General features: G+C 31.5%; 15 protein-coding genes. 8 read left to right on the top strand and 7 right to left on the bottom strand.

The genetic code is table 11. The features are described 5' to 3' along the window. Window positions 1–7 precede the first annotated feature (7 nt). Complete coding sequence (locus ACJJVO_RS02495; protein ID WP_405570037.1) at window positions 8–1,069, top strand: YncE family protein; 1,062 nt, start codon at window positions 8–10, stop codon at window positions 1,067–1,069. 81 nt (window positions 1,070–1,150) lie between these two features. Here the strand turns inward: ACJJVO_RS02495 and ACJJVO_RS02490 are convergent, their stop codons facing one another. Next, window positions 1,151–2,587 (bottom strand): S41 family peptidase, encoded by a 1,437-nt coding sequence (locus ACJJVO_RS02490; RefSeq protein ID WP_405570034.1) that lies wholly within the window; start codon window positions 2,585–2,587, stop codon window positions 1,151–1,153. A gap of 170 nt (window positions 2,588–2,757) precedes the next feature. Between ACJJVO_RS02490 and ACJJVO_RS02485 the strand changes: the two genes are divergently transcribed. The 4 genes from ACJJVO_RS02485 to ACJJVO_RS02470 are packed head-to-tail and all read left to right on the top strand — an operon-like array spanning window position 2,758 to window position 4,910. Continuing rightward, on the top strand, window positions 2,758–3,267 hold the full coding sequence (locus ACJJVO_RS02485) for an RNA polymerase sigma factor (protein WP_405570031.1): 510 nt from the start codon (window positions 2,758–2,760) through the stop codon (window positions 3,265–3,267). Further along, window positions 3,248–3,745, top strand: coding sequence for a hypothetical protein (locus tag ACJJVO_RS02480; RefSeq protein WP_405570030.1), 498 nt, complete (start codon window positions 3,248–3,250; stop codon window positions 3,743–3,745). The genes ACJJVO_RS02485 and ACJJVO_RS02480 overlap by 20 nt, the downstream gene beginning before the upstream one ends. A 42-nt stretch (window positions 3,746–3,787) precedes the next feature. Further along, complete coding sequence (locus ACJJVO_RS02475; RefSeq protein ID WP_405570027.1) at window positions 3,788–4,360, top strand: DUF4252 domain-containing protein; 573 nt, start codon at window positions 3,788–3,790, stop codon at window positions 4,358–4,360. Between the two features lie 4 nt (window positions 4,361–4,364). Then, window positions 4,365–4,910 (top strand): DUF4252 domain-containing protein, encoded by a 546-nt coding sequence (locus tag ACJJVO_RS02470; RefSeq protein ID WP_405570024.1) that lies wholly within the window; start codon window positions 4,365–4,367, stop codon window positions 4,908–4,910. A 74-nt stretch (window positions 4,911–4,984) separates the two neighbouring features. Here ACJJVO_RS02470 and ACJJVO_RS02465 read toward each other — a convergent pair whose 3' ends face one another. Next, entirely contained in the window at window positions 4,985–5,212 is a 228-nt protein-coding gene (locus ACJJVO_RS02465; RefSeq protein WP_405570021.1) for a hypothetical protein, read from the bottom strand. Window positions 5,213–5,224: 12 nt separating this feature from the next. After that, entirely contained in the window at window positions 5,225–6,568 is a 1,344-nt protein-coding gene (purB, locus tag ACJJVO_RS02460; protein WP_405570018.1) for an adenylosuccinate lyase, read from the bottom strand. A 247-nt stretch (window positions 6,569–6,815) separates the two neighbouring features. On the opposite strand from purB, the gene rmuC reads away from it, so the two are divergent. Continuing rightward, complete coding sequence (gene rmuC / locus ACJJVO_RS02455; protein WP_405570016.1) at window positions 6,816–8,207, top strand: DNA recombination protein RmuC; 1,392 nt, start codon at window positions 6,816–6,818, stop codon at window positions 8,205–8,207. Window positions 8,208–8,264: 57 nt separating this feature from the next. Then, on the top strand, window positions 8,265–8,804 hold the full coding sequence (locus tag ACJJVO_RS02450) for an acyl-CoA thioesterase (RefSeq protein ID WP_405570015.1): 540 nt from the start codon (window positions 8,265–8,267) through the stop codon (window positions 8,802–8,804). Window positions 8,805–8,854: 50 nt separating this feature from the next. Here ACJJVO_RS02450 and ACJJVO_RS02445 read toward each other — a convergent pair whose 3' ends face one another. The 3 genes from ACJJVO_RS02445 to rpmH form a co-directional block, all read right to left on the bottom strand. Beyond that, window positions 8,855–9,238 carry a T9SS type A sorting domain-containing protein gene (locus tag ACJJVO_RS02445; RefSeq protein ID WP_405570012.1) on the bottom strand — a complete coding sequence of 128 codons (384 nt, stop codon included), beginning with the start codon at window positions 9,236–9,238 and terminating at the stop codon, window positions 8,855–8,857. A 76-nt stretch (window positions 9,239–9,314) separates the two neighbouring features. Next, the gene (gene carB, locus ACJJVO_RS02440; RefSeq protein ID WP_405570009.1) at window positions 9,315–12,170 is read right to left on the bottom strand and encodes a carbamoyl-phosphate synthase large subunit; all 2,856 of its coding nucleotides are present in this window, start codon (window positions 12,168–12,170) and stop codon (window positions 9,315–9,317) included. A gap of 129 nt (window positions 12,171–12,299) precedes the next feature. Beyond that, window positions 12,300–12,461 carry a 50S ribosomal protein L34 gene (gene rpmH, locus ACJJVO_RS02435; RefSeq protein WP_115818167.1) on the bottom strand — a complete coding sequence of 54 codons (162 nt, stop codon included), beginning with the start codon at window positions 12,459–12,461 and terminating at the stop codon, window positions 12,300–12,302. A gap of 343 nt (window positions 12,462–12,804) precedes the next feature. On the opposite strand from rpmH, the gene ACJJVO_RS02430 reads away from it, so the two are divergent. Continuing rightward, window positions 12,805–13,383 carry a DUF2892 domain-containing protein gene (locus ACJJVO_RS02430; RefSeq protein WP_405570008.1) on the top strand — a complete coding sequence of 193 codons (579 nt, stop codon included), beginning with the start codon at window positions 12,805–12,807 and terminating at the stop codon, window positions 13,381–13,383. A gap of 68 nt (window positions 13,384–13,451) precedes the next feature. Here the strand turns inward: ACJJVO_RS02430 and cls are convergent, their stop codons facing one another. Beyond that, on the bottom strand, window positions 13,452–14,900 hold the full coding sequence (gene cls / locus ACJJVO_RS02425) for a cardiolipin synthase (protein WP_405570005.1): 1,449 nt from the start codon (window positions 14,898–14,900) through the stop codon (window positions 13,452–13,454). Window positions 14,901–14,902 lie beyond the last annotated feature (2 nt).

Here is a 14,902-nt window from a genome sequence, read left to right as displayed (position 1 = left end):
AATTACAATGAAAAAAATCATTTTATCAATTTTTGCAATGTCGTTATTAATCGTGTCATGTTCTAGCGATGATGATGGAACAACATCTGAGCCTTTAGGTGCTTATGAAGATGGAATAATAGTTAGTGGAGAAGGGTCGTTTTCGTTACCAAGCTCAGTATCATTTATTTCTGAGGATTTAATGACATCAGAAAATCAAATTTATTTTAATGCAAATAATGAAACTACAGGTGGATATTTACAATCTATAGGTTTTAATGCTGATAAAGCGTATATCGTAGTCCAAGATGGCACAATTAAAGTAGTTAATCGTTATACTTTTGAAAAATTAACTACTATTTCAACAGGCTTATCATTACCTAGATATATTGCTTTTGAAGATAATACAGCTTATGTATCTGATTGGGGAGATCCTAATGACACTACAGATGATTATATTGCTGTTATTGATTTAACTTCTAATACAGTAATCTCTACAATTCCTGTATCTGAAGGTCCTGAACAAATTTTAGAGGAGTCAGATAAGCTTTATGTATCTCATAAAGGTGGTTATAATGTGAATAATGTAATTTCTGTAATTGACACATCAGATAACTCACTAGAAACCATAACAGTTAATGATGTGCCAGATGAAATGTTTATAGATGAATCTGGAGATTTATTAGTTTTAAGTTCTGGTGCAAACCAATATTGGTTAACACCAGCTGTTATAACAGATGCTGCAATAACAAGAATTAATTTAAGTGACAATTCTATAATTTCTAATTTAGAATTTCCATCGGGTGAGCACCCAAGCCTAATGACTTATGAAGATGGTATAGCTTATTATATTTTAAACAATGAAGTATATAGTTTAGTAGATAATGCTACGAGTTTACCAACAACGTCGTTATTTAATACTACTGCAAGCAATGCTTATGGTTTATCTGTTAACGATAATCAATTATTTGTTACAGATGCTGGAGGCTTTTCAGCAAATAGTACTTTATTAGTTTATGATTTAGCTTCAGGAACTGAAACAAATACGTTTAGCGTTGCTGTAGGTGCTTCAAAAATATATTTCAATTAATAGTATTTTAGATACATATAAAAAGCCGCTTTTTTCATCTTGAAAAAAGCGGCTTTTTTAATTCAAATATTACACATACAATTAGTCTATATACATATCTTGCTCTAAAGGTGAAATATAATGTTTCACATCTCTTAGCTTATCCCCTTCGTTTACCGCATTAAATGAGCGATCTGCAAAATTCATATTTGCAAGAGCAGCAGCTAACAAAGGTTCGTTAATATCACCTAAAATTCCGAATGTACTTGGCGTTTCAGAAATAGCAATATCAGGAATTAAACCTGTCCCAGGAACTAACTGATCATTCAAATTGGTAGAATTTGCAATTAAAGGTTGCATAGCGTACGTATGACTTAAATTTACATCTTCATCTGTAAATAAACCTGGAGAATCGTATATCGTTTGAGAAGCTTGTGTTTTCCCAACAGTGTTTTCACCAATAACAACAACATCTATATATGGTTTTAGACTGTTTATAACAAGTTCACTGGCAGATGCTGTTCTTCTATTGGTAGTTAACACATAAACTCTAGATAAATTGAGACTGTTAATAGTACCACCACCATTAATAGAATTGGTAAAGAGATAATTGGTATCTAAACTCTGTAAGTTTTCATTATGAAAAGTTTTTGAATACACTTCACCTGTAAACTGACCTGTGACCATACTGCCTAAATATGCAGCAGTTTGTACAGAACCTCCTCCATTATATCTTAAATCAATCACCAATTCAGTAACACCAGCAGCACTAAATTCACCAAAAGCATTATTAAGTTCGTCATTAAAATTAAATGTAAAACCATTATACATTAAATAGCCAATTTTAGTTCCGCTTACATTTAACACCTCAGTTTTATGCACTGGGTTTTCAGTATATGTCATTTTACTTAAATTTGCGCTTTCACCATTTAAAACCACAGTATCATCTTCTGCCTCTACAGTACCATTATTATCATAATCTGCAAAATTTAAAGTATAAGAATCTTGGTAAATAGCGTCACCTAAATCATTAATACTCTCAACAGTTAATGATTCTCCATTGACTCCTCTAAATATTTGTCCACGCTCTAAACCTAAATTATCTGCAACGCTATTATTTAAAACCAACGTTATGGCGCCAAAAATCTCAGAACTACTGCCTGGTACATAATAAAAATTAAATTCTACTCCTGTACTTAAGGACGTGCCGCCTAAAGAATTCTGTAATTCATAATAGTTATCTGTAATTCTACTAAATCTATCTACATTTTCAGAATCATACTTTAAAGATTCAAATAAGGCTTCTGGACTTTCAAATCCATTTAAATACTCTTGGTACTCTGTACTAGAAGCAAAATTATCATCTGCTAAAGCTACAACTTCAGGTTTATACAAATAAACAAAATTCATTCCTTTCCAAACAAAATCATTGATTTCTAATGTAGAAGCAGGAATTATATTATCATCCAAATCATCAAAACAGCCTGTAAATGAAAAACCTACAAGGCATGTAAGTAGTAAAATTTTTATTTTTCTCATGGTAATAGTGTTCTTTTATATATAGCAATGTTTCACATTCAGTAGTAAAACTATAAATTTACTTACAATATTGTAAAAAATACAAAATGTTTGTAACAAAAGATAAAGTGACTCGTCGTAATAATGAAGGCGAATAATAATCAACTTTACCAACCAACCAAAAAAAAGTAATGAAGCAGGCAGATTTTGTAAATATTGTGATGCCTTTTAAGGATAAAGTGTTTCGTTTAGCAAAACGATTACTCGTTTCTAGAGAAGAAGCTGAAGATGCTACACAAGAAATACTGCTGAAATTGTGGAAGAATAACAAAAAGATTGAAGACTATAAAAATGTAGAAGCGTTTTCAATGACCATGACAAAGAATTTTTGTTTAGATCGATTAAAATCGAAACAAGCACAGAATTTAAAAATTGTTCATAGTAATTATACGGATAACAGTTCGTCATTACAAAAACAAGTTGAAGCAAAAGATAGTGTGGATTGGGTTTCTAAAATAATGGAAGACCTACCGGAACAACAAAAAATAATAGTGCAACTAAGAGATATTGAAGAATATGATTTCGCAGAAATAGCTAAAATGCTAGACATGACGGAAACTGCGATAAGAGTCAATTTATCTAGAGCACGAAAAACAATAAGAGAAAAATTAACTAATACACATGGATATGGTATTAAATAATATAGAAAATTTAATAGAAAAGTATAACAATGCGGAGACTACACTAAAAGAAGAAGCGCAATTAAAGGCCTATTTCTTAAGTGATGATGTAGCACCACATTTAGAACATTACAAACCAATGTTTCAATACTTTTCACAATCAAAACAAGAGCAGTACACCAAAGACGTTCCTTTAAACACTAAGAAAACAAAACTGTATCAATGGATTTCTGTCGCAGCTGTAACGCTTTTAATGCTTGGTTTTTTTATTCCGAATTGGAATAGTGGACCAAAAACTCTAGCGGATTATACGCCAGAAGAACAAGAAATGTATTTGGAAGCAAAACAAGCTTTGGCTATGCTTTCAAGTAATTTAAATGATGGAGCCTCAAGTTTTAAAGTCATAGAATTAGCTTCAGATAATTTTAATGCTGGACTTGAAAAAGCCAATCACATTACAGAGTTTAATAAATCAACAAACAAATTATTAAAGAATTAAAAAAAAAAGAAAAATTTAAAACAAAAATTAAAACAAGAAATTATGAAAAAAATAATAGTAATAGTAGCAGTAATGCTAATGTCGGTAAACGGATTTAGTCAAAGTGTATTTGATAAATTTGAAGACCAAGAAGGAGTAGCATCAGTTATTCTTAATGGCAAAATGTTTAAAATGTTAGCCACAATGGGCATTGACATGGACGACCCAGAAACCAAAGAATACGCTGAAATGGCTAGTAAGATTACAGGCTTTAAAGTATTTACAACTGATAACGCAAAAATATCTGCTGATATGACTGCTACAGTAGCTAAATATTTAAAAACTTCGGATTTAGAAGAATTGATGCGTATGAAAGATGGTGACCAAACCGTTAAGTTTTACGTAAAAGAAGGTAAAGACGAAAACCACGTTAAAGAATTATTAATGTTTATTACAGGTCTAAAGGAAATGACAAAAGACCAAAACATAGAAATTAATGGTAAAAAACGTGAGTTTGAAACTGTAGTAATGACATTAACTGGTGATATCGATCTAAGACAAGTATCTAAAATTACAAATCAAATGGATATTCCAGGTGGTGAGCAGTTAAAGAAAGCTGGAGACAAGAAAAACTAGAACCATGATACAATCAATCAAAAAATCAATAGTAGTGTTGTTTTTGGTTGCCGCTTTTACAAGCTGCAACCAAGGGCCAACATTGCAAACCTATTATGTAGATAACGAATTAAAGCCTGGTTTTGCTTCGTTTGATGTGCCAACAAGTTTTGTTAATGTTGATAATATAAACCTTACTGAAGAACAAAAAGAAGCTTACAGTTCTGTAGACAAATTAAATGTACTCACATTTATGAAAGAAGATACAGATGCAGAAGATTATAAACTAGAATTAGAAAAAGTAAAAACCATATTAAAAGATCCTAAATACGAAGAACTCATACGTGGAGGAAACTCAACAGATGGAAAATTCGTTGTTAAGTTTTTAGGTGATATTGAAAATATCGATGAACTCATCATTTTTGGAAGTGCCAATAATAAAGGCTTTATGATTGCCAGAATTTTAGGTGATGATATGAATGCGTCTAAGTTAATGTCTTTAAGTTCTGTATTAGAAAATGCGAAATTTGAAGATACTGATCTTAATGGTTTAACCGACTTTTTCAAGTAGAAAAACAAAGAATAAAACTTAAACCTCGATTTATCGAGTAAAGAAATTTAAATAAACTGATCGTTATTTAAATGTTAATGTGAATCGTCTTGAGGCTCGTCTTCAGGACGATTTTTTTTAGCTTCGTTTTTAAACGCAATGATTATAGCAGCAACAAATAAGCCACCGAAACCTATAAACAACATTCCTTTTACAATAACATAATCAAGAACATCAAATAAACCCGAAACAAACAAACCCAATGCTAATAAAGTCACACAAGTTAGTGCAATGGCGTCTTTGGTCGTTGGTATTAGTTTCACAGTTTCAATATTTTAAATGCCAGTATAATTACTTGGAGTAATCACCTTTAGTTCAGACTTAATAGCATCCGAAACGTCTAAGGTATCAATAAAATTTGAAATAGAACTTTGTGTAATTGCCTCATTAGTTCTCGTTAATCCTTTTAAAGCTTCATAAGGATTTGGATAACTTTCTCGCCTTAAAATGGTCTGAATGGCTTCTGCAACCACAGCCCAATTGTTTTCAAGGTCTTGCGCAAACTTAGGCTCATTTAATAATAATTTACCTAAACCTTTCATTGTAGACTTAAAACCAATAATGGTATGTCCAAACGGTACACCAACATTTCTTAAAACTGTACTATCTGTTAAATCACGTTGTAATCTTGAAAGTGGCAATTTTGCAGACAAATGCTCAAAAATAGCGTTTGCTATACCTAAGTTTCCTTCACTATTTTCAAAATCAATAGGGTTTACTTTATGTGGCATTGCAGAACTACCTACTTCACCCTTCTTAATTTTCTGTTTAAAGTAATCCATGGATACATAAGTCCAAATGTCTCTATCCAAGTCAATGATAATAGTATTAATGCGTTTTAGCCCATCAAACAAAGCAGCTACGTGATCGTAGTGTTCTATTTGTGTGGTTGGAAAAGAATGATGTAAGCCTAATTTTTCTTGAACAAATTTAGTTCCAAAAGCCTTCCAATCGATATTTGGATAAGCCACTTTATGAGCATTAAAATTACCCGTTGCACCACCAAATTTTGCAGCACTTGGTACATCATTCAATAAATTAAATTGCTCCTTTAATCTTACAGCAAACACGTCTATTTCTTTTCCTAAACGGGTTGGAGATGCTGGCTGACCATGTGTTCTCGCTAACATTGGGATATGTGCCCAATCTTTTGCTAAACCTTCTATTTTTTCTAATAATGCTGTATATTCAGGAACATAAACATCATTCATAGCATCCTTAATACTTAAAGGAATTGCTGTATTATTAATATCTTGAGAAGTTAAGCCAAAATGGATAAACTCCTTATAAGCTGAAAGCCCTAAAGCATCAAATTTCTCTTTAATAAAGTATTCAACCGCTTTTACATCGTGATTGGTCACTTTTTCAATGTCCTTAATCGCTGTTGCATCTTCAGTATTAAAGTTTTTGTATATCGCTCTTAAGTCTTCAAAAATAGAACTAGAAACCGACTCTAATTGTGGTAATGGTATTTCACATAACGCAATAAAATATTCAATCTCTACCAAAACACGATATCTAATCAGTGCTTCTTCAGAAAAATAATCTTTTAATTTTTCTACTTTAGATCGGTATCTACCATCAATTGGTGAAATTGCATTAAGAGGTGAAAGTGCCATTTTGTTTGGTTTTTTTGAAGCATCAAATATAGCAAAGTAAGTTAAGAGTTGACAGTTATAGCTAAAGAGATTTTTAAAGTTTTTACCTAAACTTGACTATCAATTGCTGCTTGTTCTTATTAGATTTTTAAATATTAGAATTTTTAAATTTTTGTCAGTTTTAAAATATTTTACTCACATCAAGATTTAAGTTTTCGCTACAATCTTCAAGTGAAAAATGTATCTTTGAGAAATTTCTATTTTAAACATGAACGACACTATAATTCTCATCCTTGTTATTTTCATTTCCACAGGAATTGGAGCTTTTATTGGACTTAAATTTTCGCAATTAAAAAGTAAAAGTGACAAAAGTACCTTAGAAGAGCGTAACGCAAATCTGCAACAACAGTTTAATGAATTCAAGCAATTTTCCGAAACTGAAAATCAAAAACAAGATCAGTATTTCAATCAGTCGTTAAATGAATTAAAAGAAAGTATTTCTAAAATTGAAATTGAACGTGAAAACATCAGAAAAGAAAAGGATTTTTTAAGCACTGAATTATCTCGAAGAAATACAGAATTTGAAAACTTACAGCAGCAAAATCTCAAACGAGATGAAGCTATGGCAGAGCAACAAATTCAGCTACGTAAAGATTTTGAATTGATGGCTTCTAAAATATTAGATGAAAAGTCTGAAAAATTTACACTTCAAAATAAGGAGAATATTAAAAACATCTTAAATCCATTACAGGAAAAAATTCAACTTTTTGAGAAAAAAGTAGATGACACCCAAAAGGAAAGTATTAGCATGCACTCTGCTTTAAAAGAGCAATTATTAGGCCTTAAAGACCTTAACTTGCAAATGAGTAAAGAAGCGACAAACCTAACTAGAGCTTTAAAAGGTGATAGTAAAATGCAAGGTAATTGGGGCGAATTAGTTTTAGAGCGTGTGTTAGAAAAATCTGGACTAGAAAAAGATAGAGAGTATTTTGTTCAGCAAAATTTTCAGCGTGAGGATGGCTCTCGTGTTATGCCAGATGTGGTATTACATCTTCCAGATTCTAAAAAAATGATTATAGATTCTAAAGTGTCACTAACAGATTATGAACGCATGGTTAATGCAGACGATGATGATAGAGCGCTGTATTTAAAAGCGCATGTTAACTCTATAAAAAGACATGTCGATCAATTATCTGCAAAAAACTACCAAGATTTATATGATATTGAATCTCCTGATTTTGTGTTGATGTTTATTCCAATTGAACCTGCTTTTGCAGTAGCAATTAATGAAGATAACACCTTATACAATAAGGCTTTTGAACAGAATATAGTTATCGTTACACCTTCTACCCTTTTAGCAACTTTACGTACCATTGATAGTATGTGGAACAATGAAAAGCAACAACAAAATGCTTTAGAAATTGCAAAACAAGCTGGTGCACTTTACGATAAGTTTGAAGGTTTGGTGAGTGATTTAACTGGTGTTGGTAAAAAAATAGATGCTGCTAAGAGTGATTATTCTGCAGCAATGAATAAATTAGTGAGTGGCAATGGTAATCTCATTTCTCGTGTTGAAAGAATAAAAAAATTGGGTGCCAAAGCAAAAAAAGCATTACCTGAAAGTTTTATTAAACGTGCAACTGATGCCGAACTAGAATAATCATTTCACTATAATTGTATGGCATATATAACTTGCTATACTTAAAACTCAAAAATTATGTTTAAAACCACTGAAGATTCTAGAATACAGATTTCAGAATTAATGAAACCAGCTCATGCTAATTTTGGAGGCAAAATTCATGGTGGTTATATTTTGAGTTTAATGGACAATGTTGCATTTGCTTGTGCATCAAAACATTCTCGTAGTTATTGTGTTACAGCATCGGTAAATAAAGTCAACTTTCTAAACCCTATTGAAGTTGGAGAATTAGTGACTATGAAAGCTTCTGTAAATTATGTCGGTAAATCATCTATGGTTGTTGGTATAAGAGTAGAATCTGAGAATATTAGAACAGGAGAAACGAAACATTGCAATTCGTCTTACTTTATTATGGTTGCTGTAGATGAAGAGGGAAATAAAATAACTGTACCTGGATTAATATTAACAAATAAATTATCTGCTAAGCGTTTTATTAAATCTATAATACGACGTGATAGCGATATTAAAAGAAGTAAGGATTTACAGCAACTTTATAAAAACGTAGAAGATCATTTAGAACAACTTAAAGATTATCGCGTTAAAATTGATTTTAAATAAAAAAAGCTGCTTCATTTCTGAAACAGCTTTCTCATGTGTTTTTAAAACTTTTATTGCTTAATAAATCGTTTAGTCTGCGACTCATTTTCAGTTGAGACCTTTACAAGATATACTCCTGTTTTCCAATTAGAGACATCTACTGATGCTGATAATTGGGTAATGGTACTTTTATGAATGCGTTTTCCAAGCACATCAAATACTTCAAGCGTCATGTTTTCTGATGCTTTTGGTAATTTAATATTTAACTTGTTTTTTGAAGGATTAGGCGAAATCTTAAAAGTATCGTCTTGAAATCCATTCAAATTTGTATCTAAATCATAGATAGAAACAACATCTTCATCAAAGCTTGCATCATCAAACAGATGTGCTGAACCATGCGCAAACACAGTGCTAAAAGTGAATATTGTTATAAGTCCGAGTAATATTTTTTTCATATAATTTGGGTATTCTTAAAACTAAGTTAGTAAATATTAATTAATTCTACTTACCATTCATCGAAAACTGTGCCAATTATTTACTCAAATACATTTTTCTTCTAGCATAAAGATCATAAAACTGATCGTCCTTTAAACTATCAATAAACAAAATGCTCTCTCCTGTACTTTTCATTTCTGGTCCTAATTGTTTATTTACATTAGGAAATTTATTAAATGAGAACACAGGTTGCTTAATAGCATAACCTTCTAATTGTGGTTTAAAGTTAAAATCCGTTACTTTTTTCTCACCTAACATTACTTTAGTTGCATAGTTTACGTAAGGTTCTTTATACGCTTTTGCTATAAATGGTACTGTTCGAGATGCTCTTGGATTGGCTTCAATAATGTATACCAATTCATCTTTTATAGCGAACTGAATATTAATTAACCCAACCGTATTTAAAGCTCTTGCAATAGTATGTGTATGATCTTTTATTTGCTGCATTACCAATTCACCTAAGTTAAATGGTGGCAACGTTGCATTACTATCGCCAGAGTGAATACCACACGGCTCAATATGTTCCATTATTCCGATAATATAGACATTACCATCTGCATCACAAATTGCATCTGCCTCTGCTTCTATTGCACCATCTAAGTAATGATCTAACAATAATTTATTACCAGGAATAGACTTTAATAAATCAATAACATGAGATTCTAACTCTTGCTTATTAATTACAATTTTCATTCCTTGACCACCAAGTACATAAGAAGGTCTTACTAAAATCGGAAAGTCTAAAACATCTGCAATCGCTAAAGCTTCATCTGCAGATTCTGCAACATCAAACTCAGGGTAAGGAATATTATGTTGTTTTAAAATGTTTGAAAAACTTCCTCTATCTTCAGCTAAATCTAATGATTTAAAGCTTGTTCCCATAATCTTAACTCCCCATTTTTCTAACTTCTCGGCAAGTTTTAATGCTGTTTGTCCTCCTAACTGAACAATAACACCTTCTGGTTTTTCATGCTGAATGATATCGTAGATATGCTCCCAGAATACAGGTTCAAAATAAAGTTTATCTGCAATATCAAAATCGGTAGATACCGTTTCTGGATTACAGTTTATCATAATCGTTTCATAACCACATTCTGCAGCTGCCAAAACACCATGCACACAACAATAATCAAACTCAATACCTTGACCAATACGGTTTGGTCCAGAGCCTAAAACGATAATTTTCTTTTTATCACTTACTATACTTTCGTTTTGCACGTAAACTTCACCTTCAGCTGTTTCTACTTCACTTTCAAAAGTTGAATAGTAATATGGTGTTTGTGCTTTAAATTCTGCGGCACAAGTATCTACCAATTTAAATACACGGTTGATGTTTAGTTCTTTTCTCTTATTATAAACTTGGCTTTCTAAACAACCCAACATGTGAGCTATTTGTCTGTCTCCATATCCTTTTTGCTTCGCTTCTAACAATAATTCGCGTTCAATGTTTTCAATTTTAAACGTAGAAATCTCTTTTTGAAGTTGAAATAACTCTTCATATTGCTTTAAAAACCACATATCAATTTTTGTGATTTCGTGAATACGATTTAAAGGAATTCCGATAGCAATAGCATCATAAATTACAAATACCCTGTCCCAACTTGCGTAAGTTAGTTTTTCAATAATGGTATCATAATCCGTATAACCTTTTCCGTCTGCACCTAATCCATTTCTCTTTATTTCTAAAGACTGTGTTGCTTTGTGTAAAGCTTCTTGGAACGAACGACCTATTGACATTACTTCACCAACGGCTTTCATCTGTAAACCTAAAGTTCTGTCTGAACCTTCAAATTTATCAAAATTCCAACGTGGAATCTTAACGACTACGTAATCTAAAGTAGGCTCAAATAAAGCCGAAGTTGATTTTGTAATCTGATTATCTAATTCATCTAAATTATAGCCAATTGCTAATTTAGCCGCAATTTTTGCAATAGGATAACCTGTTGCTTTACTTGCTAATGCTGACGAACGTGATACTCTAGGGTTAATTTCAATAGCAATAATTTCCTCTTCATCATCCGGACTTACAGCAAATTGTACATTACATCCACCAGCAAAATCACCAATACTACGCATCATATGAATTGCCATATCTCTCATTTTCTGAAAGGTCTTGTCTGACAAAGTCATTGCTGGCGCTAATGTTATAGAATCACCCGTATGAATTCCCATAGGATCCATATTCTCAATGGTACAGATAATAACAACATTATCATTTTTATCTCTTAATAATTCTAGCTCATATTCTTTCCAGCCGATTAAAGCTTTATCTATCATAACTTCATGAATTGGAGATACCTCTAAACCATGCGTTAATTTCTTGTCGAATTCGTCTTCTTTAAAAACAAAAGATGCGCCTTCACCACCTAAAGTATAAGATGCTCTAATCACTAATGGAAAACCAAACTCTTGTGCTATTTCTTTTCCTTTAAGAAAAGAAGTTGCTGTTGCTTGAGGTGCCATGCCAACACCAATTTTCAACATTAATTCTCTAAATTTTTCTCTGTCTTCTGTTATATTAATAGCATCAATATCTACACCTATAATATCTACTCCAAAATCTTCCCAAATACCTTTTTCATCTGCTTCAATACACAGATTTAAAGCTGTTTGCCCTCCCATTGTTGGTAATACAGCATCAATCTGAGGATGTTCTTTTAAAATCTGAATTAACGATTTTGTAGTCAATGGTAACAAATACACATGATCTGCCATTGTTGGATCTGTCATGATTGTTGCAGGATTAGAATTGATTAAAATCGTTTCAATTCCGTCTTCTCTAAGTGAACGTAAAGCTTGAGAACCTGAATAATCAAATTCACAGGCTTGCCCAATCACAATAGGACCTGAACCAATAAGTAAAATAGATTTTAAGTTGTTATTTTTTGGCATGAGAATAATATATTTAGTGTTTTATATAAATCTTTATTTTTTTAGCTGTGCAAAAATAGTTAACAATAGGATATAAAAAAAGGCGTTACACCTAAGTAACGCCTTTAATATATTAACAATTGTTAATCATTATTTTTTATGTCTAGATTCAGTTGAAACAGACAATTTTTTTCTTCCTTTAGCTCTTCTACGTGCTAAAACTTTTCTTCCGTTAACAGAAGCCATTCTTTCTCTGAAACCGTGTTTGTTTCTTCTCTTTCTTTTTGACGGTTGAAACGTTCTTTTTGGCATGTCTTATATTTTTAAAAACTAATATTCGTGTTAATGTCGATATGAGTTGAGAGCTATCTCAAAACTGCGTGCAAATATACAACAAGTTTTTACTTTAGCAAATAGCAAAAGATTTTTTTTCTAATGATTTTATATTGACTTTTCAATTTCTTACAAAATCACTGTAAATTCACCTTGATTGGTTGATTACTTTATTTATAGTATACTATATAAACCTTGGAAACACCTTAAATTTAAACCGTTTTCATTTAAATTATAGATAAAAATGTAAGTCAATATCAATTCTTAGATTTTAAACGCGTTGTTTTTATTATCTTTGCGCTCTCAAAAAACACACAGAAACATGTTTAATAAAAATATAAAATTAGCCATTTTCGCATTAATTATTGCTTATGCGATATATCAATTCACTGAAGGATATATTGGTAATGGTATTATGTACATCTTACTTTCTACCATTTTCATATTCCTTTACTTTAAAAATGAAATGATTTTACTCGCTTTTTTAAGGCTAAGAAAGCAAGATTTTGCAGGAGCAAAAAAATGGTTAGACAAAATTAAAAACCCTGAAGGCGCTTTAGTAAAAAAACAACAAGGCTATTTAAATTATTTAAATGGCATTATGGTTTCTCAAACTAATATGAATGAAGCCGAAGGTTACTTTAAAAAAGCGATTAGCTTAGGATTATCTATGGATCATGATTTAGCAATGGCTAAATTAAACTTAGCAGGTATTGCATTTTCAAAGCGTAGAAAGCCAGAAGCTCAAAAATTATTGGCTGAAGCTGAAAAATTAGATAAACGAGATATGCTTGCAGATCAAATTAAAATGATGAAGCAGCAGATGAAAAAAGCAGTAATGCCAAAACAACAATATGGTCAGCCTACTTCAGCTCGTCAGAATCGTCGTAGCAGAAGGTAAAACAAAGTTTATAACACATAAAAAAGGCTTGAACATATTAATGTTTAGGCCTTTTTTTTATGTAACAACTATAATAAGGGTGCCATCAAACGAGCAACAGCTTCTATCAGTTTAGTTTGTTTAGAACGTTGTTGCCATGATTTTAAGTCTAGTGGTTCACAATCTTTTAAATCATCATTAAAGAACTCTGTGAGTTGATTGCTAATGTCCTTATTATAGATTAGAGCATTAACTTCAAAATTAATATTGAAACTTCTATAATCCATATTGGTTGTACCAACCGTACTAAATACACCATCAACGACCATAGTTTTTGCATGTATAAAGCCTTTAGTGTAACGGTACACCTCTACTCCTGCTTCTAAAAGCGACTCTAAATAAGAATTGGTAGCGTATTCCGCAATCCAAGAATCGGAAGTTTTAGGCACAATAATTTTAACTTTTATATTGCTTCTTGAAGTAACTTGAAGTGCTGTGACAATTTCGCTATTAGGAATAAAATAAGGCGTTGTAATGTACACATGATCTTCAGCATTTGTAATAGCTACAAAAATAGCTTCCATTATATTAGACCAATCGGTATCTGGTCCACTAGCTGCTATTTGAAGTGGTACATTCTCTTTACAATTGTGTTCTGGGAAATAAGTTTTAGAAATCTCTAATTCTTCTTGGCTCACAAAATCCCATGTCGTAAAAAATAATATCTGTAATGGTTTTACGGCCTCGCCAATAATACGGATATGTGTATCTCTCCAATAGCGTTTATTATTAGCATTTACATAATTATCTGAAATATTTATTCCACCAACGTAACCAATTTCACCATCTATAACAATAATTTTTCGGTGATCGCGATAATTCATCTGTCCTGTGAATTTTGAAAAAAGCACAGGCATAAACGGTTTCATATTAACGCCAGAGTCTTTCAATTTTCGCTTCATATTAGAAGAAATAGAACTTCCAACATCATCTATAACGATTCTAATTTCTACACCTTCAATGGCTTTATCACAAAGTATATTAAGAAGTTCCGTACCTATTACGTCATCCTTTATTACAAAATATTCTAAATGAATGTGGTATTGCGCTGCTTTTAAATCTTTAAAAAGAAGCTTAAACTTATCATCTCCATTTTTAATAAGCTTAACATCATTATTAATAGTTAGTTTAGATTTTTCACTATTATATAATAATGGAATAAGTTTGGATTTCTGATCAAGTAAATCATCTACTACATTAATCTCCTTTGTATCGAGTTCTAACTGATTTTGAATCTTTTTTACAATAGATTGATTTAAAACATGTTTTCTACTGAAGATTTTTGTTTTCCTGTATTCTTGCCCAAAAAGATAGTACACTATTAAGCCTAAAAACGGTAAAGCCAACAAACCAATAATATAACTTAACGCTTTGGTTGGGTTGAGTTTTTTGTGCAGAATAGTAACCACAGCAGATAATGCTATGGCATAATTGAGTACAATTAAAATTTGCCAGATATGATTTCTAACAAATTCCAATA

Source organism: Winogradskyella sp. Asnod2-B02-A, assembly GCF_045063645.1.
In the GTDB taxonomy this organism is placed as follows: Bacteria; Bacteroidota; Bacteroidia; order Flavobacteriales; family Flavobacteriaceae; genus Winogradskyella.
Note: the sequence above shows the minus strand (reverse complement) of the source record. Positions and strands in the feature narration are given on the sequence as shown.